The sequence below is a fragment of the Diaphorobacter sp. HDW4B genome, assembly GCF_011305535.1.
Classification (GTDB): Bacteria; Pseudomonadota; Gammaproteobacteria; order Burkholderiales; family Burkholderiaceae_C; genus Diaphorobacter_A.
Map to the genome: position 1 here is coordinate 2,935,785 of NZ_CP049905.1, position 25,045 is coordinate 2,960,829.

The window sequence follows — 25,045 nt, forward strand, 5'->3', positions numbered from 1 at the left end:
CGTCAAAATCCAGCCCTTTTGGCGACAGAAGTCCGGGATTGGGCAGAAGATGGGCATGGAATGGAGCAGCTTTGCAATGCTGCTGATCGTGGTGGCATTGGCATCTGCCTGCCAGAATCTGACCGGATTTGCGTTCGCGCTGATCTTCGTCGGTCTGGCGGGCGCACTGCATCTGCTGCCGATTGCCGATGCGGCCAACGTCGCCGGTCTGCTCTCGCTCGTCAACGGCGTCGTCTACCTGCGCAGCCACCCGTTCAAACCGCGCTGGGACCTGCTCAAGCCCATGCTCATCAGCAGCCAGATCGGCGTGCTCATCGGCCTTGGGCTGCTGCAGCTGCTCAGCGGCAACCTCGTCAACATCCTGCGCATGCTGCTGGGCGTGACCATCATCGGCTGCGCCTTCCTGCTGCTCTCGCAAAAGGGCAAGCGCGACAAGCTTTCAGGCACGCGTTCCATGTATGTCGCAGGCGGCCTGTCGGGGCTGCTCGGCGGACTGTTCTCCACCTCGGGCCCGCCGATCGTCTATCACCTGTACCGCGAGCCGCTGCCCGCCCAGTTGATCCGCCAATGCCTGCTGGTGCTGTTCCTTGCCAACACGGTGCTGCGTCTGGGCATCGTCATCTCGATGGGCGAGTTGAGCAAGTCCTCCATCATCGTCGCTGCCTTCGCCGTCCCCATGGTCGCAGGCGTGACCTGGCTGCTCGCCAAATACCCACCGCCGCTGCCGGTGCGCATGCTGCAGTGGCTGGTCTGCACGCTGCTGCTGCTGGCGGGCGTGAGCATGCTGATTTCGGCGTTCTGAGCGATAGCCGCCTCAAGCTGGCGTCAAGACGGAGGAAAAATCTCAAGCGCCCCCGGCGTGGATATCGCCGTCGCAGTACGATTGGCAGATGAACTCCTCCGCATCCGACAACACCTCTGTTTACGCCCAACGGCGCGCTCGCTTGGCATCGCAGCTTGGCAAGGGCGGCATCGCAGTCATTCCCACCGCACCCGAGCGCCAGCGCAACCGGGACAACAGTTTTCTGTATCGGCACGACAGCTATTTCTACTACCTGACCGGGTTCACCGAACCCAACGCCTGCCTGGTGCTGGCGGCGGATGGCACGAGCACGCTGTTCTGTCAGCCCAAGGATCTGGAGCGCGAAATCTGGGACGGTTATCGCCTCGGGCCGGATGCGGCGGTGACGACACTCGGCGTGGACGCAGCCCATTCGGTGGCTGAGCTTCCCGCACGCATGCCGCGTCTGCTGGAAAACCGCGACTGCGTGTGGTATCCCTTCGCCACGCACGAAGGCTTGGCTGCGCAGGTGGAAGGCTGGCTCAACAAGGTGCGTGCGCGCGTGCGTTTCGGCGCGATGTGCCCGACCGAGCAGCGCGATCTGTGCCAGTTGCTCGACGACATGCGTCTGGTGAAGGATGCGCACGAACTGGACATCATGCGCCGCGCGGGCATCATCAGCGCGCGTGCCCATGTGCGTGCGATGCAGTGCTCGGCGCGCATGCTGCGGGCGGGCGAGGATGTGCGCGAATACCACCTCGATGCCGAGCTGCTGCACGAGTTCCGCACCAGCGGCGCGCAGTATGTGGCGTATGACTCCATCGTCGCGGCAGGCCACAACGCCTGCGTGCTGCACTACCGCGCCGACAAGGCACCCGTGAAGAAGGGCGAACTGGTGCTGATCGACGCCGGTTGCGAGCTGGACGGCTACGCGAGCGACATCACGCGCACCTTCCCGGCGGACGGCAAATTCACCGGCCCGCAGCGCGCGCTCTACGACCTGGTGCTCGCCAGCCAGGATGCGGCAATTGCCGTGACCAAAGCGGGAAGCCGCTTCAACGACCCGCACGAAGCCACGGTCGCCGTGCTCGCGCAGGGCATGCTCGACCTGGGTCTGCTCGACAAGAACAAGCATGGCACGGCGCAGGACGTGATCGACTCGCGCGCCTACTTCCAGTTCTACATGCACCGCACCGGCCACTGGCTGGGCATGGACGTGCACGACTGCGGCAGCTACGTGGAGCCCACCGAGATCGGCACCGTGAGCGAACGCAAGGACCCGCTCTCGGGCGAAACCATCCAGAACCGCCCAAGCCGCATCCTGCGCCCCGGCATGGTCACCACCATCGAGCCCGGTATCTACGTGCGCCCCGCACCGGGCGTGCCCGAGCAGTTCCACCACATCGGCATCCGCATCGAGGACGACGCCGTGGTCACCGAAACCGGTTGCGAACTGCTCACGCGCGGCGTGCCGGTGAAGGCCGATGAGATCGAGGCGTTGATGAAGGGTTGATCCTTTCTGTCGATTCAATACAAAGAGCCGGACCTGAACCCGGCTCTTTGTTTTTGTGCGTTGGTGAGCGGATCGGTCCTCCATTTTCTGGAAAACCCTGAGAACCTGTTCAAAGTCTCCATATAAACCCGCGTTCAGGACAAATTTATAGATGCATCCCATTTTGTATGGGACTTCTCAAGCCTTATTGATCAGAATTGCCCCAGCGCTTGAGGTTTGGGTTTTTAGTTTCTTTGGTTTCGTGATTGCGGAATTGAATAAATATTTACGGGGACAAATATGCGATTGCAATATCAATTGGCGGCTTTGGGGATTCTCGGGGCGATGGGGTTTTCTGCACACGCTCAGTCCGAGGTGAAAATATCCGGCGTATTGGATGCGGGTATTCAAAATTACAAGAGTGCCAACGGCAATACGGTGAATCGTCTGCAGAATGGTGCATTCGAGACATCGCGGATGATCTTCTCCGGGAGTGAAGATCTGGGAGAGGGGCTGAAGGCCAATTTCATGCTGGAGCTGGCACCCACAGTGGACACGGGTGATACCAGCCGCTTTGGCTTTTTCAATCGCAATTCATGGGTGGGGCTGTCGGGCAAACAGTGGGGAGAAGTGCGTCTCGGGCGTTATCTGACGGGGTCCGCCAATCTGCTGTGCCAAGTCGATCTGCACTGGTGCGGCAGCGGCTTCAATGGCACGGGCATCATGTACAACGGCGATCTGGCGACGGTGGGTCGTTGGATTTCTGGAAGTCCGGGGCGCGGCGGAAATAATAATGAAGGCATTTCCGTTGTTTCTGGTGGAAATGGAACCGCAGGCAGTGCCGAATCGAATCGCAAGAATAATGCGGTGCAATATGTGACATCGCGCATGTCGGGTTTTCAGGCCAAGCTCATGTATTCGATGGGTGAGCAGGGTAAAAATCCCAAAAATGGTTCTGGCGACCATATGGATGCGACGCTGACATATCAGGGAACCTCTCACAACCGGCGATTCCCCAGTCGCCCACTCCGCATGGCGAGCAGATTGCTCATTGACTGGTTTGTTCAACGCAGATTTGGGTCATTTCGGGCCCATTGCGCCCCCGACTCTCAGGCCTTCGCCGTTTGCAGGCGCACCGGTCTCTTTGAGCTCGCTGTTTTGAAGAACGGATCGACCTTGTTTTCAAGGAACGACGCCAGGCGCTTCAAGTTGTAGCACGCAACCATCATCGTCATGACCGTGGTGGCTCTGGTCTGTCCAATCGTGCGCACGAACTTGCCGCCCATGTGACGGATGCCTGCAAACACGTGCTCGACACGCGCACGTCGCTTGGCAATGCGTTGATTGCGTCGCTCCTGGCATTCGCTGAGCGGCTGCTTCGCTTTGGCTTTGCGCTGGATGCCATCTTTGAAGCCCAACACCTTGAGCATCTTGATGCGTTGAGCGCTCGGGTAGGCCTTGTCGGCATTGACCTCTTTGCCGGTGTTCTTCATATCCAGCACTTCATCGAAGTGATGGCCGTCGTGCTCGCTCGCTGTCCCCGTGGCCACGCCCCGGATGAAGCCGTGTTTGTGATCGACGCTCACACTCAGCTTGTAGCCAAAGTAGCGCTTGCCGTGCTTCTTGGTGTGGGTGGCATCGATGTCTTTTTGCCGATCTTTGGCATCACCCCATTCAGGTCTTTGGCCGTTGGAGAGTTGCTCGCGTTCGCCCTTGTTCATGCGTTGGCGCGGTGCTGGCACCAAGGTCGCATCGATGGCCTGACCACCGCGCGCGATGTAGCCATGACGATGCAATTGCTCGTCCACGCCATGCAGCAAAGCCGTGGCTCCATCCACGCCCAGGCGCTCGCCAAAGCGCCAGATGGTGTTGCGGTCCGGAACGTTCATCGAGTCTTGCAGCAAACAAAATCGCTGGTAGCTCATGCGGTCAAGCAGTTGATATTCCATCTGCTCGTCCGAGAGGTTGTAGAGCCTCTTCAGGACCATCACCCGTACCATGACCTCAGTGGGATAGGCCGGACGACCACCCTTGCGCCCATCACTGCGCTCGATGATTCCATCGACCAGACGGGCCAGCGCGGTGAAGTCGATGTGCTGCGCAATGACTTGCAGCGGATCGCCCACTTCATCGATCTTGCGCTTGCGGGAGGCTTCGGCGAACAGGTCGAACTTCAGGGCACTGCGGGGGGTGATCATGCTGCGAATTTACTGCATCAGATGACGTGAGTCAGCGACGTCGGGAGGTTTTGAGAGGTTCCCATCAGGATCAGAATCTTTTTGTGGGTATCGGATATGCGCAGGTGCGTCCCGATCCGCTGTGGAACGCCAAGGGCGCGTTGACCAGTCTGGGCGGTACCTACAAATTCGGTGCGTTGCGTGTGGGCGCGATCTACCAGTACGAAACCGCATCGGGCGCGTCGGCCAAATGGACGCGTGCCAAGTCCTGGGCGCTGACCAGCGCCTACCGTATCGATGCGTTCGAGCCCTATCTGAAATTCGGCCAGCACCGCACCAACGGCACGGGTGCATATGGCATCGTGAACGGCACGGATGCCTTCGTGGTGAACCTCGGCACGCAGTATTCGCTGTCCAAACGCACCTCGCTGTACGCCGATTTCGTCACCGACCTGAAGGGCAGCGACGGCAACCCGGCCGTCTACAAGAACGACACCCGTTCGGTCACCTTGGGCATCAAGCACTATTTCTGAGATTTCTGAGTGAGTGCACGGTGGCGTCCCCGCGCTGTTCGGCGGGCGTCACCAGCGGAGACAAAGCATGTTGAATTTGAAGAAGGCGGCACTCGTCGGTGCCATGGCCGTGGGCTCGGTGTTGTCTGGCGGAAATGCCATGAGTGCCGACTACCCCACTCGTCCCGTGAGTCTGGTGGTGCCGTTTGCACCCGGTGGTGGCGTGGACCTGATGGCCCGCTACATCAGCAAGAAGCTGGAGGGCAAACTCGGCCAGCCGGTGATCGTGGAAAACAAGCCCGGTGCGGGCGCGGCCATCGGCACAGGTGCCGTGGCACGTGCCAAGCCCGATGGGCAGACACTGCTGTTCACCAGCGTGGCGCATGCGATCAACCCTGGCTTCTATCCCAATCTGCAGTTTGATTCGGTGAAGGATTTCGCGCCGGTGGCCGCCGTCGCGACCGCCCCCAACGGCATCGCCGCACGTGCCGACGCGCCGTTCAACACGCTGCCGGAAATGATGGCCTACGCCAAGGCCAACCCTGACAAGCTGACCTATGGTGCGATCAGCGGATCGACGACCATGTACCTCGGCATGGCGATGTTCGTGAAGGAAGCGAACCTGCCGATCCGCTTCATTCCTTACGCAGGCACACCGGCCTCGGTGCAGGCGGCAGTGGCGGGCGAGGTGGATCTGGTCTCCAGCGGCTATGCGTCGTCCGACAGCTTTGCCAAGACCGGCCGTTTGAAGATGCTGGCGATTTCCACCGCCAAACCAAGCGCCATGGCACCGGGCATTCCAACGATTACGGAAGCCGCTCAACTGTCCGGTTTTGAAGTGATGAACTGGATGGGCATTCTGGCTCCGGCCAACACGCCCGCACCCATCGTCGAGCGCATCAACCGCGAGATCAAGGCGATTCTGGAAGAGCCCGAATCGGAAAAATTCTTCGAGGTGCAGAAGAACGAGCGCTTCTACAGCACGCCCGAGGAATTCCGCAAGCTGATCGCGACCGACATCCAGCGCTACGGAAAGATCATTCAGGAAACCGGCGCGAACAAGCAAAAGTGATGTCGACCATGCAAGCGAACACAGCCCAGAAAAAGCAGCGCATCGGCATGATCGTGCCGTCGCTCAACACCATCGGCGAAGACGACTTTCGCCAGTTCTGCCCCGAGGATGTGGCCTATCACCTGCACCGCATCCGCCTGCGCAAGGAAGGCGGCGTGGTTACGCGCGACAGCCTGCTGCGCGCGCACCTCGAAGCCATCGAAGAGGCCAGTTATCTGAAAGACCTGGGCGCGGATGTGATCACCTTCAACTGCACGGGCGCAAGCGTCTCGAACGGCACGCGGGGCGATTGGTCGCTGGCCGAGCGCATGGAAAAAGAGCTGGGCGTGAAATCATCCAACACCATGGTGGCGATCAAGCGCGCGCTCAAGGCCGTGGGCGCGAAGAAGATCGTGCATGTCTGCCCGTTTGCGGACAAGTTCTCGAACGACGAACGCGCCTCGCTGGAGGCCGATGGCTTCGAGATCCTGCAATCGGTCGGTTTGAATTTTGTCGATGCGAGGCAAGCCGCCCTGATGCCGCCTGCGCAATTGGTCGAGCACGCGCTGCAATACGCCGTGCCGGGCATGGACGCGATCCTGCTGTCCTGCGCGAATGTGCGGGCGTTCGAGGCGGTGGAAGAACTGGAGGAAAAGCTCGGCGTTGCAGTGGTGACGAGCAATCAGGCCGTGTTGTGGGACGTGCTCCGGCAGGTGGGCTGGAGCGGCGACGTGCCGCACGCGGGGCGATTGTTCAAGCGCTGAGGAAGAAGAGAGAAAGAGAGTCGGAAGAGCTTGTGCGAGTGCTTCTTGAGGGACCCTTGGGGTCCCTTTTTTCATGCCTCGAAAAATGCGCGCATGACCGTTCAGCAAAAATTTATGAATGGCCGTTTTAATTGATTGGCCGCTGAAATCGTCCATTCCTAGAATTAATTCATCAAATTCAGGAGATATGAATGGACAAGGTGCTTTTTGCAGGAACGGCAGTCACCCGTGAAAATTCCATTGGCTCGCTCTACCGAATGGAGCATGGCAAGGAATGGGTGAAGATTGGTGATATTCCTGATAATGCGGCGGTGCAGGCGATTGTCCAACACCCGGTGGATGCAAATATCGTTTTTGCCGCCACACGCAAAGGCATTTTCAAATCGACCGACAAGGGTGTGAAATGGCGCAATGTGCATGCGCCGGAAGGCATTCAATTCTGGTCCATCGAGTTTGATCCGCGCAATGCCAATCACCTGTTTGCAGGCACCTCGCCCATCGGCGTGTGGGAAAGCCAGGACGGCGGCGAGACTTGGTCGGCCTGCCAGGTGGACCACCCCGAGCGCTTCAATATCCGCTTTGGTGCATCGCGCGTGATGCGTCTGGCTTTCCACCCGACCAATCCCCAGGTGCTCTATGGCATTGCCGAAATCAACGGCTTCATGCTGAGCGAAGACGGCGGCAAGACCTGGCATGCCCGCACCGACGCGCTGGTGGAACTGGCCAAGGATCCGGTACTCAAGAGCAAGATCGAGACCGACGATGAAGCCGAAGGCATGTTCGATGCCCACGCGGTGACGACCAGCACCGCCAAGCCCGACGCGATTTACTACCTGTGCCGCATGGGCGTGTTTGAAAGCACCGACTTTGGAAAATCATTCGACGATTTGAAGGTGCGCAATTTCGCCCCCTTCAGTTATTGCCGCGATTTACGCACGGTGGCGGGTAATCCTGAAAAACTGTATGCCTGCTTCAGCATTTCCTCGCGCAGCAATGCGGGGGCTGTCTATACCAGTGATGATTTGGGGAGAAACTGGCGTCGCGCTGACTCTCAAGTGAATCCAGAAAGCACCATCATGGGTATCAATGTGCATATCAAGGATGGCAATGGTGTGATTTCCGTGACCCGTGGTGGTCAGGTTTTCTACACATTGGATGGGTCGAGAAATTGGTTTGAAAAACAACTGCCTGAAAATGCTGGTGATGCATTTTGCGTGGCGATGATCTGATTATCCGGATATTGTTGGAGAGATAGACATGCGCCTCAATGGCATTATTCGTGCGCTGGAGTCGGGTCCGGGCATTGCATTCACATCGTTCGTGCAGGCCGAGATCGAAAATGCGGTCAACTTTGGTCAGTCGAGCAACGACGGCCTGGTGTTCGAGCTGGAACACAACCCGTGGGACATCACCGCGCTGCGCAACGCCATGCAGTTTCTGCTGCAGCGCGAGCAGATCGTGAAGATGGGCTCGCTCGCCAACCCCATGACGCCGATGGTGCGCATTCCCGCCAGCGGCAGCGAGATGAACCAGTGGTTCGCCAAGCAAGCACTCGATCTGGGTGCTTATGGCATCGTCTGGCCGCGCATCAGCAACAGCGCCGAAGCCTACAACGCCGTGGCCTCGTGCCGTTATCCGCGCCTGCCCAACCGCGACCACTACGAACCACGCGGTCTGCGCGGCGATGCGCCGATGGCAGCTGCGCGCTACTGGGGTTTGTCGCAACAGGAGTACTACAAGCGCGCCGATGTGTGGCCGCTGGTGCCCGAGGGCGAAATCCTGGTCGCGCTGATGATCGAGGACGTGCAGGGCGTGAACAACATCGAGACCATCCTGAAGGAGGTAGAAGGCATCGGCGTGCTGCTGATTGGCGAGGGCGACCTCACGCAGGAGCTGGGTTGCCCGCGCGACTACGAGAACCCCGAACTGCTCAAGCACATGGCACATGTGCTGGAAGTGGGCAAGGCGTTCAACGTGCCGGTAGGTCATCCGCACATGACCAAGCAGAACGCGCAGAGCATCATCGATGAAGGTTACCGCTTTCTCATGAGCTACCCACGCCGCGACTTCTCGGCGCTGGAGACGGGTCGCAACGTACTCAAGAACAAGGGGCTGTGATGTCGGTGCAACTCAAGACCGTTCTGGGCAAGCACGCGCAACTCGCTGGCGTGCGCCAGCTCACGGAAATCATGCCTGGTGTGGGCTTTGATTTTGTGGACATCAAGCGCATGCCCGATGCCTACCGCGACATGGCGCGCACGCAGCCTTATGACATCTGCGAGATGGCGCCCACCATGTACCTCATGGCGCTGGAGCGCGGCGCGCAGATCACCGCGCTGCCGATTCCGATGACGCGCAAGTTCCGTCATTCCGGCATCAAGAAGCGCAAGGGCGTGGTCATCGAAAGCCCGAAGCAGTTGGAAGGCCGCAAGGTGGGTGTGCGCAACTATTCGGTCACTGCTGCCGTGTGGACGCGCGGTGTGTTCGCCGACGACAACGGCCTCGACGCCAGCAAGGTGCAGTGGATCACCGAAGAGGCGGAAAACCTCGACGACATGGCGCTGCCGGCGAACGTGACACGTTTGCCCGCAGGTCGCAAGATTGCCGACGCGATCAACGCGGGCGAGATCGATGTGGCGTTTGATGGACTGGCGGGTGCGGGTGACGCGCAAGTCGAGATGGAAGAGCTGGTGGCGGATGTCGCGAAGGTGGAGCGTCAATGGTTCGAGCGCACCGGCATCTACCCGATCCACGGCGTGATCGTGGTGAAGAACGACGTGTTGAAAAATCACCCCGGTATCGGTTTGGCGCTGTATGAGCATTTCGTACGTTCCAAGGAAGATTACCTGCAATCTCTGGATGCAGTGAAAGAGCCTTCGGGTGACGACAAGCGCTATCTCAAGCTGCGCCAGTACGTGGGTGATCCACTGCCTTATGGCTTGGAGGAAAACCGCGCATCGTTGCAGGCGCTGATCCGTTATGCACATTCGCAGGGATTGGTCGGCAAGGAAGTGCAGGCGGACAGCATCTTCATCGATCCGCGCACAGCAGCGGCGGGTGAAGCGGCGAATTGGAAGTGAGCGAGGGAAGCACGGAAATGCAGAACGAAAAAATCAAAGCGACGGCGATGTTCGGTACTTATCCGAAAACCGCGCCACTCAAGGCCGGGCAGGTAAGGTCCGATCTGGTGCAGCTCGACATAGCGCCGGTCGATACCGCGCAGCAGGCGTTCAAGGACGTGGTGCGTGCACACAAGTTCGATGTGGCCGAACTCGCGGTGGTCACATATTTGCTGGCTTACGACGCAGGCCATCGCTACCTGCTGCTGCCGTTCGTGATGAACGGCATGTTCCATCACAAGAGCATCTATTCGCGTGCCGATGATGTGTTCGGCCCCGATCAGCTCAAAGGCAAGCGCGTGGCGATGCGTTCGTATTCGCAGACCACTCCTACCTGGGTGCGCGGAATTCTCCATGATGAATACGGCGTGAAGAGTTCCGATGCGCAGTGGTTCAGCCAGCAGGGCGCGCATGTGGCTGAGTACCGTGATCCTGAATGGGTGCAGAGCATGGACAAGGATCTGAGCCTGGAAGAAGCGCTGCTCGCAGGCAAGGTGGACGCCATCATCGCGGGCGGTTCCATCGAGAACAAGGACAAGCTGCGCAACCTCATCAGCGCACCAGCCGAGGCTGCGAAGGCTTGGAGCGAGCGTACGGGCGTGGTGCCGATCAACCATATCGTTGCGGTGAAGGAGTCGTACGCCAAGGAACATCCGGCAGCCGTGGCGGAGGTGTATCGCATGTTGATCGAAAGCCGCAAGCTCGCGGGCGAGCAGCCAGCCGCGACAATGCGGGACATGCAGCCGTTTGGGTTCGATGCGCTCGACGTGTCGCTGCGCAAAGTGATTGATTACGCGTTCGACCAGCAGATGATCAAGAAGCGCTACTCGCCCGACGAGCTGTACGGCGATGTGCGCGAGATATTGGAAAAGAATTAAGGAGACAGACAGATGCCCGGAATCGTTTCTTCGGTGGCCTATGTGCGCCTGGGTGCGCCCGACCTCGATGTGCAGGAGAAATTCCTGCTCGACTTTGGTCTGGTGAAAGTGCAGCGCGACGAGCAGCGCCTGTACATGCGCGGAATCTCCAATGAGCCCTTCATCCACGTCACCGAGCGCGGCGAAAGCGGCGTGATCGCGGTGGGCTACAACGTGAACCCGAGCGTGTCGATGGAATCGCTGTCTCAGCGTTTTGATGCGCCTGTGGAGAACATCACCGAGCCCGGTGGTGGCCAGCGCATCGTGCTGCATGACCCGAACGGCATGCGTGTGGAATTGGTGCAAGGGCGCGAGCAAGTGCAGGAACTGCCGCGTCGCGATCCGCTGCGTGGCAAGGACGGCGTGAGCAAGGACCGTGGCCCGTCGCGTATCGAGAAGTTGGTGCATACCGCCTACATGACCACGCGTCTGGCGGAAACCATCGCGTGGTATCAGGAGAGCTTCGGCTTTCTGTCCACCGACGAGCTGTACATCGGCGAGCCCGGCAACACGCTGGGTCGCTTCGTGCGAACCGACTGCGGCGAAGACCCGGTGTACCACCATGTGCTGTTCATCATGCGCGGCGCCAAGGATGGCCTGCACCACGCGTCGTTTGAAGTGGAGCGTGTGGACGAGATTTTCACCGGTGGTGACTACCTGCACGAACTGAAGTACGACCATGTGCGCGGCATTGGTCGCCACGCGCTGGGCAGCCAGATCTTCGATTACTGGATGTCGCCATTCAACGTGATGCACGAGCACTGGTCATCAACGGAAAAGATGAATGTGCACAGCAGCTTCAACGAAATCAAGATTGGCTCGGGCATGGTGCATGACAGCGGCGAAGCGCCACCCGAGCGCTTCGTGAAGCAAGCCTCGCCGATTCTCTCGGCCAAGGTCGCTACGGCGTGAACGACAGGAGACAAAAACAATGATCATCGATTGCCACGGTCACTTCACGACCGTTCCTCCGGCCCTGCACGCATGGCGCAAGAAACAACTGGAAGGCACCGGCAAGCTGGGCGAGCCGCTTGTCATCTCGGATGACGAACTGCGCGCGGGCTTGGAAGGAAAGCAGATCCAGTTCCAGCGTGAGCGCGGTCTCGACCTGACTTTGTTCTCGCCGATCGCGGGTCAGATGGGGCATCACCTCGGCACACCAGAGCAGAGCGTGGAATGGTCGGAAGTGGCCAACAACCTGATCCACCGCGTGGTGGAGCTGTACCCGCAGAACTTCGTGGGTGTGTGCCAGTTGCCGCAGTCTGCAACTGCTCCTGATTTCGGCGTCGCTGCCAGCGTGAAGGAGTTGGAACGCTGCGTGAATGCGCTGGGTTTTGTCGCCTGCAATCTGAATCCCGACCCGTCGGGTGGCTTCTGGCAAGTGCCGCCACTTACCGACAAGGTGTACTACCCGCTCTACGAAAAGATGGTGGAGCTGGATGTGCCCGCGATGGTGCATGTGAGCAGTTCATGCAATCCATGCCACCACCATGTGGGAGCGCACTATCTGAACGGAGACACCTCGGCGTTCATGCAGTTGCTGCTCACGCCGCAATTGTTTGAAGACTTTCCCACGCTGCGTTTCGTGATTCCGCACGGCGGCGGCGCAGTGCCTTATCACTGGGGGCGTTATCGCGGTCTGGCGCAGGACATGGGTTTGAAGAAGCTGAACGAAGGCATTCTGAAGAACGTGTATTTCGACACCTGCGTGTACCACCAGGCGGGCATCGACGTGCTCACCAAAGTGGTGCCGACACAGAACATCCTGTTCGGCTCGGAAATGATCGGCGCGGTCAAAGGCATTGATCCCGAGACCGGTCACAACTATGACGACACGCGCCGCTACATCGACGGCACGCCGCATCTCACAGCAGAACAGCGCGAGGCCGTGTTCCAGCAGAACGTGCTGCGCGTCTATCCGCGTCTGAAAGCACGACTGGCGGAAATCGCAGAAGCCGCGACTGTCGCGAACTAAGCACTTAAACAATTCAGGAGAGTTTGAAATGGACCTGGGAATCAAGGGCCGGAAGGCGTTCGTCTGTGCATCTTCGCAAGGGCTGGGTTTGGCCTGCGCCACATCGCTGGCACGCGAAGGTTGCGAGGTGTGGATCAACGGCCGCACGGCATCCAAACTGGAGGAAGCGGCCAAGCAGATCGAAGCGCAGACCGGCAACCGTCCGCATATTCTGGTGGCCGACATCACCACCGAAGCGGGCCGTGCAGCCATTGTGGCGGCGTGTCCCGAAGCGGACATTCTCGTCAACAACAACGCGGGGCCAGAGCCTGGAAAGATCGCCGACTGGTCCGACGATGACTGGCGCGACGCGGTCGAGGGCAACATGCTTGCGCCCATCATGTTGATCAAGGCCTACGTGCCCGGCATGCGTGCGCGCAAGTTCGGTCGCATCATCAACGTCACCTCGGCGATGGTGAAATCGCCCAGCGCCACGATGGGCCTGTCGGCGGCGGTGCGTGCGGGTCTCACCGCGCTGTCCAAGTCGGTGCAGAAGGATTCGGTGATCGACAACGTCACCATCAACAACATGCTGCCTGAGCGTTTCGACACCGACCGTCAGCGCTTCATGGCCGATCGCATGTCGGCGCGCGAGAACATCACCGTGGAAGAAGCACGCAAGCGCATCGCCAACACCATCGCGGCCAAGCGCCTTGGTCGTCCCGAGGAGTTCGGTGATGCCTGCGCCTACCTGTGCAGCGCGCAGGCGAGCTTCATTTCCGGCCAGAACCTGCAACTGGATGGCGGCTCTTACGCCGCTCTTATCTGAACACGAACGAAAGCGACATTTCTCATGAAACTCATCAGCTTTGAACATGGAGGCCGTGCGAGTTACGGCGCGGTGGTTGGCGATTCGCAGGTTGTGGATCTGGGCAAGATCTTTGAAGGCCGCTGTGCCACGCTGCGCGATCTGCTGACAGCGGGTCTCGATCAAGTCGGTGATCTGGCGCAGTACACCGCAAGCCTGTCGCTCAAGGATGTGAAGCTGCTCAAGCCCATCACCAATCCGGAGCACATCTGGTGCCTGGCGGTGAACTATCTGGAGCACCACAAGGAAGTCGAATCCGCAGGCCGTGTGCAGGATCTGCCCAAGAAGCCCGCCATGTTCGCGCGCTTCAACGACAGCTTCGTGGCCGAAGGTGAAGAGCTGTGGCATCCCGGCGTGAGCGAGCAGTTTGACTACGAAGGCGAACTCGCCGTCGTGATCGGCAAGGCGGGTCACCGCATTGCTGCGGAAAAGGCGTTCGATCACATCGCTGGCTACACCATCCTGAACGATGGCAGCGTGCGCGACTGGCAATTCCACACGCGCCAGATCACGCCGGGCAAGAACTTCTATCGCAGCGGCTCCATTGGCCCGTGGATCGTGACGGCGGACGAGGTGGGAGACCCTTACCAGTTGCGCATCGAGACGCGCCTGAATGGCGAGGTGCTGCAGTCCGATCTGTGCGACCTCATGCTGCACAAGATTGCGGCCTTCATCGAATATGCATCGACGGTCGCGCCGCTGCAGCCGGGCGACATTCTGGCCACTGGAACGCCAAGCGGCGTAGGGTTTTCGCGGAAACCGCCCATCTGGATGAAGCCGGGTGACGTTTGCGAGATCACAATCGACAAGATCGGCAAACTCACCAACAAGGTGATCGCTTCCTAACTCACTCTCGCTTGGGAAAATCATGGGCCATGGATTTTCACTGCGGTGGACGGGCCCATGATGAACCACAATCTTCCGAACTTCTGGCAGCTCCGAGTCTTCGACTGCGTAGCGACGCTGGAGAACGTCACGCGTGCGGCGCAGGAGCTGTTGCGCACGCAGCCCGCGATCACCACCTGCATTCTGGCGCTGGAAAAGGCGCTGGGCGCGACGCTGTTCGAGCGGCACAAGACCGGCATCTACTTGACGGAGGTGGGCGTCGCCGCCCATATCCGCACCAAGAAGATTCTGGAATGGCTGGAAGAAAGCATGCAGCTGCTTCCGGGCGAGCGCAAGATTGCGCCGCTCGCGATTGCGGCGCGCATGACGCGTTCTCAAGTGCAGGCGCTGATTGCGATTCACGAGTGCCATTCGTTTCGCGGCGCGGCCGTCAAACTGGGCGTGACGGATGCGTCGCTGCAGCGCTCGGCGCGCACGCTGGAGGCCAACCTGGGCTGCCTGCTGTATCGCAACACGGCGTCCGGCATTCGCACGACGGAGCTGGCCGATGAGTTGGCCGCGCGGCTCAAGCATGCGGAAGCGCAGATCGCGGCGCTTGCCGATTCGATTCGCGGCTTCAACTATCCGCGCAACAAGAGCATCACCTTGGGTGTGATGCTGCTCGACCCGTCCATGCTGCTGGTCAACGCGATGAAGGAAACGCGCGAGCGTTATCCGGATGTGCGCATTTCGGTGATCAGCGGAACCTACGAGCAGCTCGTGAACAAGCTGCTGCGCGAGGAGCTGGACTTCATCGTCGGCCTCATCAAGAAGCAAAGCGCGGGCTTGGGATTGGCGCAGCAGCCGCTCTACAACGAGTCGTACTGCATCGTCGCGCGGCGTGGGCATCCGCTGCTCAAGAAGCAGGAAATCACCGTCGAAGACCTGCAGCAGTACCCGTGGATCATCCCGCCCGCAGGCTCGCCACGGCGGTTGGCGTATGAGCATCTTTTTGCCGAAACCACGCTGCCGCCTGCGCAGATAGAAACCTATTCGCTGTCCACCATGCGCATCACGTTGGCGGATTCGGACATGCTCACCGTGCTCAGTTGGGTGGAGGTGTTGAGCGAGCGGCACTTCGGTTTGCTGGCACCGCTGCCATTCGATTTCGAATGCGAGGAACCTGCTGTCGGCATCAGCAAGGTACAAGGAAAAGTGCTCAACGAATCGCAGCAGCATTTCATCGATGCGTTCGCCAGGAACGCGGCTTTTCTGCGCAAGAAATGACGAAGTGATGCGGGCTTGGAGCGCGCAGAAAAGCGGTACAGCGATTATTTATGGCTGCCCTCCAAGTTCTTATCAACTGTTGATCCGGCGATGACTAGCATTGGCTCCGTCAACTTTTTATCGCGCAAGGCAAGAGTATGAAAACAGTGGACGCACAAGTCCATCCGTGGTCGGCAGGAGAGTCGACAGGACACCATAGACGCGACCCCATCGATCAGTTTGTGCTGCTTCAGGAAATGGCGACGGCGCATGTGGATCGCGTCGTTCTCGTTCCGCCGCTGTGGGACCCGAACGGCAACGAATATGCGCTGCAGATGGCGGCGGAAATGCCCGAGAAATTTTCGGTCATGGGTCTGCTCGATCCGACCGCGGAAAACGCGGCGCAGTTGTTGAGCCAATGGCACGAACAACCACATATGCGTGGTGTGCGCTTTCTGCTGAACACGCCGGATCGTTTGCAGCCTTATCTGGATGGGCTGCTGGAGCCGCTGTGGTCGGCTGCGGAAGATGCGAACATTCCTGTGGCGCTCTTGGTGCCGGGGCATCTGGAGATTGCGCGCAAGGTCGCCATCGAACACCCACGTCTTCGACTGATCGTGGATCACCTGGGCGTGCCGCGCGCATCCGTGGGGCCGATGGCGTTCAAGCATTGGCCGCAGTTGCTGGAGTTGGCGAGCATTCCGAACATCCATGTGAAAGCCGTGGGCGTGGGCGACTATGCGCTCGATCCCTATCCCTTCGCATCGCTAGAAGAGCCGCTCCAGCAGGTCTTCAACGCGTTCGGTGCCGAGCGCATGCTGTGGGGCAGTGACTTGAGCCGACTGCACCACTCCTACGCGCAATGCGTGAACCATTTCTGCGAGCACCTGTCATTCCTGAGTTCGCGGGATGTGGAACGTGTGATGGGGCAGAACATGCTGGACCTGCTGAACTGGCAGTGATCCCAAAAATACAAAACTTGAAGGAGACAAACCATGAATCAATTCACGATGAACCGCCGCCGCTTCGGTGGCCTGATCGGCGCGGCTGTGGCGTCCATGGGCACCACGAGTTGGGCGCTCGCGGCGGACGACAAGATCGCGATGACGCGTGTCGTGATCGGCGTGCCAGCGGGCTCGCTGGTGGACAACGTGGCGCGGCAGGTGGCCGAAGTCATCAAGCCCGGATATGCAATCAACAGCATGGTCGAGAACAAGACCGGCGCGGGCGGCATGATCGCGGTGAGTTATCTGAAGACGCTGGCAAAGGACGGCAGCAACATCTACGTCGGAGTGTCGTCGCCGATCACGGTGTATCCGGTCACATACAAGAAGCTGGCCTACGACCCGGACAAGGATCTGATCACCATCGGCAGCCTGGGATCGTTCGATCTCGCGCTGGCCGTGGGGCCGTTGGTGCCGGCCAGCGTGAAGGATCTGAAGGGCTACTTCGAGTGGTGCAAACAGAACCGCGCGCAGGCCAATTTCGGCTCGCCGGGTGCGGGCTCGATGCCGCATTTCGTGGGCAGCATGACGGCGCGCATCGCGGGCGCCGAAGTCAACCATGTGCCGTATCGCGGCCCCGGTCCTGCGGTGTTGGATCTGCAGGGCGGTCTGGTGTCTGCCGTGGTGGTGCCGCTGGAAGATGTGGCGGAGTTTGCCGCCGCCGGAAAAATCCGCATTCTGGGCACGACGGGCGAGGAGCGCAGCCGCTTTGTGCCGAATGTGCCGACGTTCCAGGAGCAGGGCTTTGGCGAATACGCGCGCAGCGTGTGGATTGCGGTGTTCGCTCCGGCGGGAACACCTGACGCGGTGGTCTCCAACCTGCGCAAGACCTTGAAGCAGTCGCTGGCCGACCCGGCGGTTCAGGCATCCATGGGTCGCCAATTGCAGAAGGCGCAATGGGGCGAGCCGGAGGTGCTGAACGCCAAGATCGTGCAGGAGCGTGCAAGCTGGAAGAAGGCCGTGCAGGCGCTGAATTTCACGCCCGAGTCCTGATCGGCCTGATCAGCCGACTCAGGAAATCTTGGTCTCCAGATCCGAGTCGCTTTCTTCGTCCGGCACGTAGATGCGTGCCACGACGGGCTTGGTGAGGGTGGCGATGAAGCCGAAGCGTTCGTCGGGCGGCAGCAATTCCTGAATCGCCTCGAACAGTTTGACGGGGGCCATGCCCTTGCTCATCAGATTCTCGACCTCGGGTTGGTCCGAGGTCCATTCGCTGCGCGAGAGGGCGCGCGCGGCGATGTCTTCGTCCATGAGGCGGCTGTGGATGAAGACCAGGTCGTGCTGCACCTGGTCCCATTCCTTGGCGGAGATCGATCCGCTTTGCAGCAGGTGGGCCTTGAGCGCGTCGTCGAGTGCGTCGAGCAACGATGTGCGATGGTCTTCGTAGCCCATGCGCCATTGCGCTTCGCTGAGTTCGGGTTGTTTCTGCCCCAGTCGCGAGGCATTTTCCACGGCTCGGGTGCGGTATTCATCGAAGGTCGGCAAGGGGCGCGCGAGCTGGTAGTCGGTGCACTCGGCGTAGAAGCGCGTGTTGAGCGCCTTGATGTTCTTGGGCGTGATGTTGATGACCTGCGACTTCACGGGTTGATCGCGCATCCATTGCGTGACTTCCCGCGCGGAGGTGCCCAGCGGAAACTGCTTGTACTGGATATGCGGCGGGTAGTCCTCGGGGCGGTAGTACGGGTTCGTGCCCGCACCGAGCACGCTGCCGTCTTCGTAGAAGCGGATCACGTCAACACTGGTGAACATGTCGCGGCATTCCATGACGAGCGCGAGCGAGCCGTCCTTGTGATGCGCGCCGCTCCACAGTCGCGCATAGGGCATCTCGGGGATGGCGTAGCGGCCGGTCGAGCGGTACGACAGCGCCTTGAACTCGTTCATGTACTCCTTGACCAGCGGATCGCGGAACTCGATCTTTTCGAGCACCATGGTGATGCGCGGCTGAATCGGTGCAACGCCCGACGAACCCATGCTGGCGGCCGCGTTCACGATGTCGCCCAACTGGCGTTTGAAATAGTGCTTGAGGCCGTACTTGAGCAGCACGGCCAGCGCCAGAAAGCACAGCAGCACAGTGACGAGCACTGTCATCATGGTGGACAGCATGCTTGGTGAAGGAATTGAAATTTATCGATATGTAGATGATGATAGTTTTTGTGTTATTTGTCACGTATCGATTTGTAGAAGCCTTGGAAGCCCCCGTGGATTGACACTGCTGCGTGAACACAACGCATGTTCGCAACGCCGTACTGCATCGCTTGCTATCACTCATGTGCGTCGTTAGACTTTGTCGCTTGTTTCGTGCGCAACGCACCCAACAGTTCTCTTTTTCCTCATCACTCAAACGCAAGGAGCAGCATCATGAACAAGACTGCAGAACAACAAAAAGACCGCATCGTTTGCCGCGTGAACGAGGTGGCCGCGCAGGCCTGAGTTTCTTTTCTCTTTCTTTGCTGTCGGGCGTTTTCAACCCAACTGGTTGAGGCGCTTGCGCATCCAGCCCACAGGGCGTTGATCCGTTCATCACGGGATCACGCCAAGGTCTGACAGACAGAGCCCATCCGGACTGCCCGCCGCTCGCGTTCATCGCGATGCAAGCACGCATGTTTTCGCGCAGCGTTTTTGCACGCTCGCGAAGGATTTCTCCTGTTCGGATTTCATTCTCATGGGCAATACCCCCATTTCTTTTCAGCAAGGCGACGCGGCGCAGGTGCGCGTGTTTGCCAACGAGCGCGTGTGGCTTGAAGACGCCGCGCTCGAACAACTTCGCATCACTGCCCGGCTCGCGCACATCCGCGCGGCAGTCGGCCTGCCGGATTTGCATCCCGGTCGCGGTTATCCCGTGGGTGCGGCGTTCTTTTCCGTGAATCACTTTTATCCCGCTCTGGTGGGTGGAGACATTGGCTGCGGCATGGGGCTGTGGCGCACCGACTTGCGCGCGCATTCGGCGTCGGCAAGCAAGTTTGAAAAGCAGCTTGGCAGCATCGACGGGCCTCTGCCTGATTCGTTGATGGACGACGCGCTGAGGCAGCTCGACGGCATTGCCATCGACCACCTTCCGGCAACCCGCGAGATGCTCGCGCAAAGCTTGGGCACGATCGGCGGCGGCAACCATTTTGCGGAGTTGCAGGTGGTCGACGAGGTCTATGCCAAAGACGACGAACGCATCGACAAGAAGCGCGTGCATCTGCTGGTGCACAGCGGCTCGCGCGGGCTGGGTGGCGCGATTTTGCGCAAGCATGTGGAGCTGTTCGGGCACGCCGGTCTGGCGGCCGACTCCGGTGCGGCGCGCGAGTATCTTGCCGAGCATGATGCGGCGCTGGACTTCGCGTGCCTCAATCGCATCTGGATCGCACGGCGCATGCTGCAGGCGATTCGCGCGGAGGCGGAGTTGCTGCTCGATGTGAGCCACAACCATGTGCTGCCCGCAGTGCACGACGGCGAATCGGGCTTTCTGCACCGCAAGGGCGCGACGCCTGCGGACCAGGGGCTGGTGATGATTCCGGGCTCGCGTGGCGACTACAGCTATCTGGTCGAACCGGTGACGGATCGGCACGAGGCGCTGGATTCGCTCGCGCACGGCGCGGGTCGCAAATGGGCGCGCACCGATTGCATGGGCCGTCTTTCGCACAAGTTCAAGTCGGACGAGTTGCGCAAGACGAAGTTCGGCAGCACGGTGATCTGCAACGACAAGGAACTGCTGTACGAAGAGGCTCCGCAGGCCTACAAGGATGTGGACTCGGTCGTCGCTGCGTTGGTGGATGCCGGGCTGGTGCGCTTGATCGCGCGCTTCAGGCCGCTGCTCACCTACAAGAAAGGAGCGCTGGTCCCATGCTGCTGATGTTGGTACAGATCACGGCCGCGCAAGGGCCGGCCGAGTGCGAGCGCGCGGTGGACATCGCCCTGCGCGCCATGTTGCGCGATGCGGTAAAGCACGGCGTGGATTTGCAGATCGTGGAGGAAAACGCCACGACTTTTGGGTTCAAGTCGGTGCTGTTGCAGGCGCGTGGTGATGCGGCGAGTGGCTGGCTGCGGCAATGGGAGGGCAGTGTGCAGTGCGTGTTTGCCAGCCCGTTCCGTCCGGGCCACAGGCGCAAAAACTGGTTTGTGGGCATCCGGCGCTGCGAGGTGCCCGAGCAGGGTGCGTCGCTGGACGAGCTTGATGAAAGTGACTTGCGCTTTCAGGCCTGTCGCGCTTCGGGCAAGGGCGGGCAGCATGTGAACACCACGGATTCCGCCGTGCATGCAACGCATCTGCCGAGCGGCATCTCCGTGAAGGTGATGACCGAGCGCAGCCAGCATGCCAACAAGCGGCTGGCCAAGGCGCTGATCGCCATGAAGCTGCAGCAACTGGCCGAGCAAAGCGCCGATGCGGCCAGGCACGACCGCAATCAGCAGCACTGGTCGCTGGAGCGGGGCAATCCGGTGCGGGTGCTGCGCGAGTAAGCTGGGAAAAGTGGGGCATCGGAACGCGTCGTGGGGTGACTTTCGATGGCGTCCGATGCTCCCACCTAATAAGGTAATGTCGCTTTTGCCTGAAACGGGTGGAATATGTACCCTGCATGTAACCCGTTTTGTGCAAAAATTGAAACTCGATTACACAAACCGACGAGAGACTGATGGTCATGCATATCCGACGCGCTACCAAGATTGTTGCCACTCTGGGCCCCGCCTCCAGCGATCCGGCGCTGCTGGAAAAAATGATTGCCTCGGGCCTGAACGTGGTGCGACTGAACTTCAGCCACGGCAAGGCGCAGGACCACATCGACCGCGCCGAGATGGTGCGCGCCGCCGCTCTGCGCGCGGGCCGCGAGGTGGCGATCATGGCCGACCTGCAGGGCCCGAAGATCCGCGTCGGCAAGTTCGCCGATGGCAAGGTCATGCTGGAAGACGGCGCTGCGTTCGTGCTCGATGCCTCGCGCACCGAGCCGGGCGACATCAACGGCGTGGGTCTGGATTACAAGGAACTGCCGCGCGACGTGCGTCCCGGTGACATGCTGCTGCTCAACGATGGCCTGATCGTGCTGGAGGTAACGGCTGTGCGCGGCGACGCGGTGCACACGGTGGTGAAGATCGGCGGTGAGTTGTCGAACAACAAGGGCATCAACAAGCAAGGCGGCGGCCTGACCGCCCCCGCGCTGACCGCCAAGGACATGGACGACATCAAGACTGCGATGAGCTTTCAGGCCGATTACGTGGCGGTGAGCTTTCCCAAGAACGCGACCGACATGGAAATGGCGCGCCAGCTGTGCTACGTGGCAGCGGCGGGCACGGGCCATCGTCCGGGGTTGATCGCCAAGATCGAGCGCGCCGAAGCTGTGCCGCTGCTCGAAGAAATTCTGCGCGCTTCCGACGGCATCATGGTCGCGCGTGGCGACCTGGCGGTGGAAGTGGGCAATGCGGCTGTTCCGGCGCTGCAAAAGAAAATGATCAAGATGGCGCGCGACATGGACAAGTTCGTGATCACCGCCACGCAGATGATGGAGTCGATGATCACCAACCCCGTGCCGACGCGCGCCGAAGTGAGCGACGTGGCGAACGCCGTGCTCGACGGCACCGACGCGGTGATGCTGAGCGCGGAAACTGCTGCTGGCCGCTATCCGCTGGAGACCGTGCGCGAGATGGCGACCATCTGCGCGGCGGCCGAGGCGGCGGAAGATCCGGATCGCGACGACGATTTCCACGGCCAGACGCTCGGCCGCATCGACCAGTCGATTGCCATGGGTGCGCTGTTCACGGCGCACCATCTGGGCGCGAAGGCGATTGTGGCGATGACGGATTCCGGCTCGACCGCGCTGTGGATGAGCCGCCACCGCATTCATATTCCGATCTACGCGCTGACCCCGAAGGTGGCCACGCAGCGCAAGATGGCGATGTACCGCAACGTGCGTCCGCTGCTCATGGACACCAGCGCCGACCGCGACACTGCGCTCGATCAGGCGGAAACCCACCTGAAGCTGCGCAACATCGTTCAGCAGGGTGATCTGTACGTGATCACCTGCGGCGAGCCTATGGGAGCGCCGGGTGGGACGAATATGCTGAAGATCTGCCGCGCGCAGTAACGCGGATCTGCTTGAGGAGTTGCCTGATGGCCGCGGCGGTCAGGCTGGCTGCGCAGACGCCGACCAATGCGCCGCCGAGCACGTCGGAGGGCGTGTGCACGCCAAGGCACACGCGGCTCCAGCCAATTCCGACGGCACACAACCAGGCTGCGGCGATCACTGGCCGACCCAGCGCCATGCGGCGGATGTGCGGCGCGAGCAGTAGTCCTTGCGCCAGTGCGAAGGCGATCGTGGCATGCATGCTTGGAAAGCCGGCGCGAGCGGAGTGTTCGATCCACTGGACTCCCCAGCCCATCTGTGCCGGACGCAAGCTGGGCCAGTGCTGGCGAATGAGGTAGGCGATGAGCGCAGCCAGCGCGATGGAAGCGATCACTCCCAGCAGATCGCGCTGCACGGGCTTGCGCGCAAACATGAGCGCGCCAACGACCGAGCCCGTCAGGCAAAGCGGAAGCCCCAACGAAAGCCATTTGGCCGCAGACAGCACTGCCACAGGCGTGACCGTGGTGGCGTTCAGGAAAAGAAAGAGTGCGTGGTCGAAAGGCAGCATGTCCGGGCGTGGCGACTATGGCCGTCTAGGGGAAACAGCGCTCAATCTATGCCTCGAACATGAAGGCAGTCTGAACGTTGGATGAAATCTTCAAGAAAAACCGCATTTGCGGTCAACTTGGCGCTTGGCGCTAAAATCAAGAGTTACCAACCGGTTACCAAGATCGCCAGAGACTGAGCGACAGTGGCATTTCCCCAAATGCTCACAGGTGCTCCCAAGCGAACCGGTTCAAGTCGATCAACAAACTCTTCAACGGAATACCCCATGCCTCTCGTCTCGATGCGCGAATTGCTCGACCATGCTGCTGAAAACGGCTATGGCATCCCAGCTTTCAACGTGAACAACCTGGAACAGGTTCAGGCCGTGATGGCGGCTGCAGACGAAGTGGGCGCGCCCGTCATCCTGCAGGCCAGCGCTGGCGCTCGCAAGTACGCGGGTGAATCGTTCATCAAGCACCTGATCCAGGCGGCCGTTGAAGCCTATCCCCACATTCCTCTGGTCATGCACCAGGACCACGGCACATCGCCCGCGATCTGCCAGGGCGCTCTGAATCTGGGTTTCGGCTCGGTGATGATGGACGGCTCGCTGCGTGACGACGGCAAGACTCCCGCTGACTTCGACTACAACGTGGACGTGACCCGCAAGGTCGTGGAAATGGCCCACAAGATCGGCGCGACCGTCGAAGGCGAACTGGGCTGCCTCGGTTCGCTCGAAACCGGTCTGGCTGGTGAAGAAGACGGCGTGGGCGCTGAAGGCGTGCTCGACCACTCCGCACTGCTGACCGACCCCGAAGAGGCCGCTCAATTCGTGAAGGCCACCCAACTGGACGCGCTGGCGATTGCCATCGGCACCAGCCACGGCGCCTACAAGTTCTCGCGCAAGCCCACAGGCGACATCCTGTCGATCCAGCGCGTCAAGGAAATCCACGCCCGTCTGCCCAACACCCACCTGGTGATGCACGGCTCGTCGTCGGTTCCGCAAGACCTGCTGGCAATCATCAACCAGTTCGGCGGCAAGATGAAGGAAACCTACGGCGTGCCTGTCGAGGAAATCCAGGAAGCCATCAAGTTCGGCGTGCGCAAGATCAACATCGACACCGACATCCGTCTGGCCATGACCGGCGCGGTCCGCAAGTTTCAGGCCGAGAATCCAGACAAGTTCGACATGCGTGAATGGATGAAGCCCGCACGCGAAGCCGCCAAGCAGATCTGCAAGCAGCGCTACGTGGAATTCGGTTGCTCTGGTCAAGCTTCCTCGATCAAGGGCGTCCCGCTGACCGAAATGGCGGCAAAATACGCTGCTGGTTCACTCAAGCAAGTAGTGAACTGATCATTTTCTGCTCCAGTGGAAAGTGCCGAAACCCGGCGTCCTTGAAAAAGGCGCCGGGTTTTGCTTTTTTGACGCCTGAATCGACATGAGTAGCTGGGGTTAACCCTTGAATTTCTGGTTTTTGGCAAGGTTTTTGTAAGCTTTTTGCCTACTTTGGCAGCAGTAGCTGAAGAGTCGAGCAGAATGCACGGCAGTTTCAGCCGCTGTCGCCTCGCCGGACTACCCGTCCGGTTGGAGGATGCGCGCAGCCGCCATCGTTTGGACAATTGCCAGCTTGATCCTGGCACGAAGGGGAGACCCGGAGCATGTTTGCGTTGCCCTTGCCGTGTGGCGGTGGGCGCGCCCGGACGTCGCAAGGGGGCTCTCCAGGGAAGAAGAAT

General features: G+C 60.3%; 24 protein-coding genes. 21 read left to right on the top strand and 3 right to left on the bottom strand.

The genetic code is table 11. The features are described from left to right. The first annotated feature begins 55 nt into the window (after positions 1-55). From G7048_RS13420 to G7048_RS13430, 3 genes are all read left to right on the top strand, one after another. Entirely contained in the window at positions 56-802 is a 747-nt protein-coding gene (locus tag G7048_RS13420) for a TSUP family transporter (protein ID WP_166068627.1), read from the top strand. Positions 803-890: 88 nt separating this feature from the next. Further along, entirely contained in the window at positions 891-2,294 is a 1,404-nt protein-coding gene (locus G7048_RS13425) for an aminopeptidase P N-terminal domain-containing protein (RefSeq protein WP_166068628.1), read from the top strand. A 279-nt stretch (positions 2,295-2,573) separates the two neighbouring features. Beyond that, complete coding sequence (locus tag G7048_RS13430) at positions 2,574-3,488, top strand: porin (RefSeq protein ID WP_166068629.1); 915 nt, start codon at positions 2,574-2,576, stop codon at positions 3,486-3,488. Here the strand turns inward: G7048_RS13430 and G7048_RS13435 are convergent. Further along, on the bottom strand, positions 3,383-4,468 hold the full coding sequence (locus G7048_RS13435) for an IS5 family transposase (protein WP_240933271.1): 1,086 nt from the start codon (positions 4,466-4,468) through the stop codon (positions 3,383-3,385). The two genes, G7048_RS13430 and G7048_RS13435, sit on opposite strands and share 106 nt — an antisense overlap. Before the next feature lie 86 nt (positions 4,469-4,554). On the opposite strand from G7048_RS13435, the gene G7048_RS13440 reads away from it, so the two are divergent. From G7048_RS13440 to G7048_RS13505, 14 genes are all read left to right on the top strand, one after another. Next, on the top strand, positions 4,555-4,983 hold the full coding sequence (locus G7048_RS13440) for a porin (protein WP_166068630.1): 429 nt from the start codon (positions 4,555-4,557) through the stop codon (positions 4,981-4,983). 67 nt (positions 4,984-5,050) lie between these two features. Beyond that, positions 5,051-6,034, top strand: a complete 984-nt coding sequence (locus tag G7048_RS13445; protein ID WP_166068631.1) for a tripartite tricarboxylate transporter substrate binding protein — start codon at positions 5,051-5,053, stop codon at positions 6,032-6,034. Beyond that, positions 6,034-6,777 (top strand): hypothetical protein, encoded by a 744-nt coding sequence (locus tag G7048_RS13450; protein ID WP_166068632.1) that lies wholly within the window; start codon positions 6,034-6,036, stop codon positions 6,775-6,777. The genes G7048_RS13445 and G7048_RS13450 overlap by 1 nt, the downstream gene beginning before the upstream one ends. A 191-nt stretch (positions 6,778-6,968) precedes the next feature. After that, positions 6,969-8,006 carry a sialidase family protein gene (locus G7048_RS13455; protein WP_166068633.1) on the top strand — a complete coding sequence of 346 codons (1,038 nt, stop codon included), beginning with the start codon at positions 6,969-6,971 and terminating at the stop codon, positions 8,004-8,006. Positions 8,007-8,034: 28 nt separating this feature from the next. After that, complete coding sequence (locus tag G7048_RS13460; RefSeq protein WP_166068634.1) at positions 8,035-8,895, top strand: HpcH/HpaI aldolase/citrate lyase family protein; 861 nt, start codon at positions 8,035-8,037, stop codon at positions 8,893-8,895. Then, positions 8,895-9,857, top strand: a complete 963-nt coding sequence (locus G7048_RS13465) for an ABC transporter substrate-binding protein (RefSeq protein WP_166068636.1) — start codon at positions 8,895-8,897, stop codon at positions 9,855-9,857. Before G7048_RS13460 ends, G7048_RS13465 begins: the two co-directional genes overlap by 1 nt. Positions 9,858-9,874: 17 nt before the next feature. Then, positions 9,875-10,774, top strand: coding sequence for a phosphate/phosphite/phosphonate ABC transporter substrate-binding protein (locus G7048_RS13470; protein ID WP_166068637.1), 900 nt, complete (start codon positions 9,875-9,877; stop codon positions 10,772-10,774). A 12-nt stretch (positions 10,775-10,786) separates the two neighbouring features. Further along, a complete protein-coding gene (locus G7048_RS13475; RefSeq protein WP_166068638.1) occupies positions 10,787-11,725 on the top strand; it encodes a VOC family protein in 939 nt (312 codons plus the stop codon). A gap of 19 nt (positions 11,726-11,744) precedes the next feature. Further along, on the top strand, positions 11,745-12,788 hold the full coding sequence (locus tag G7048_RS13480; RefSeq protein WP_166068639.1) for an amidohydrolase family protein: 1,044 nt from the start codon (positions 11,745-11,747) through the stop codon (positions 12,786-12,788). A 28-nt stretch (positions 12,789-12,816) separates the two neighbouring features. Continuing rightward, entirely contained in the window at positions 12,817-13,596 is a 780-nt protein-coding gene (locus tag G7048_RS13485) for an SDR family oxidoreductase (RefSeq protein ID WP_166068641.1), read from the top strand. Positions 13,597-13,620: 24 nt separating this feature from the next. Next, positions 13,621-14,481 carry a fumarylacetoacetate hydrolase family protein gene (locus G7048_RS13490; protein WP_166068642.1) on the top strand — a complete coding sequence of 287 codons (861 nt, stop codon included), beginning with the start codon at positions 13,621-13,623 and terminating at the stop codon, positions 14,479-14,481. Positions 14,482-14,538: 57 nt separating this feature from the next. Next, on the top strand, positions 14,539-15,747 hold the full coding sequence (locus tag G7048_RS13495) for a LysR substrate-binding domain-containing protein (RefSeq protein ID WP_166068643.1): 1,209 nt from the start codon (positions 14,539-14,541) through the stop codon (positions 15,745-15,747). A 137-nt stretch (positions 15,748-15,884) separates the two neighbouring features. Then, positions 15,885-16,688 (top strand): amidohydrolase, encoded by an 804-nt coding sequence (locus G7048_RS13500; RefSeq protein ID WP_166068644.1) that lies wholly within the window; start codon positions 15,885-15,887, stop codon positions 16,686-16,688. 33 nt (positions 16,689-16,721) lie between these two features. Further along, positions 16,722-17,723 carry a tripartite tricarboxylate transporter substrate-binding protein gene (locus G7048_RS13505; RefSeq protein WP_166068645.1) on the top strand — a complete coding sequence of 334 codons (1,002 nt, stop codon included), beginning with the start codon at positions 16,722-16,724 and terminating at the stop codon, positions 17,721-17,723. A gap of 18 nt (positions 17,724-17,741) precedes the next feature. Here the strand turns inward: G7048_RS13505 and G7048_RS13510 are convergent, their stop codons facing one another. Then, complete coding sequence (locus G7048_RS13510) at positions 17,742-18,821, bottom strand: hypothetical protein (protein WP_166068646.1); 1,080 nt, start codon at positions 18,819-18,821, stop codon at positions 17,742-17,744. 571 nt (positions 18,822-19,392) lie between these two features. On the opposite strand from G7048_RS13510, the gene G7048_RS13515 reads away from it, so the two are divergent. The 3 genes from G7048_RS13515 (at position 19,393) to pyk (ending at position 22,789) form a co-directional block, all read left to right on the top strand. After that, positions 19,393-20,568 (top strand): RNA ligase RtcB family protein, encoded by a 1,176-nt coding sequence (locus G7048_RS13515; protein ID WP_166068647.1) that lies wholly within the window; start codon positions 19,393-19,395, stop codon positions 20,566-20,568. After that, positions 20,559-21,173, top strand: coding sequence for a peptide chain release factor H (gene prfH / locus G7048_RS13520; RefSeq protein ID WP_240932982.1), 615 nt, complete (start codon positions 20,559-20,561; stop codon positions 21,171-21,173). The genes G7048_RS13515 and prfH overlap by 10 nt, the downstream gene beginning before the upstream one ends. A 179-nt stretch (positions 21,174-21,352) precedes the next feature. Next, a complete protein-coding gene (gene pyk, locus G7048_RS13525) occupies positions 21,353-22,789 on the top strand; it encodes a pyruvate kinase (protein ID WP_166070964.1) in 1,437 nt (478 codons plus the stop codon). Here pyk and G7048_RS13530 read toward each other — a convergent pair. Beyond that, a complete protein-coding gene (locus G7048_RS13530) occupies positions 22,737-23,336 on the bottom strand; it encodes a phosphatase PAP2 family protein (RefSeq protein WP_166068648.1) in 600 nt (199 codons plus the stop codon). The two genes, pyk and G7048_RS13530, sit on opposite strands and share 53 nt — an antisense overlap. Before the next feature lie 264 nt (positions 23,337-23,600). Here G7048_RS13530 and fba point away from each other — a divergent pair, with 264 nt between their 5' ends. Beyond that, entirely contained in the window at positions 23,601-24,665 is a 1,065-nt protein-coding gene (fba, locus tag G7048_RS13535) for a class II fructose-bisphosphate aldolase (protein WP_166068649.1), read from the top strand. Positions 24,666-25,045 lie beyond the last annotated feature (380 nt).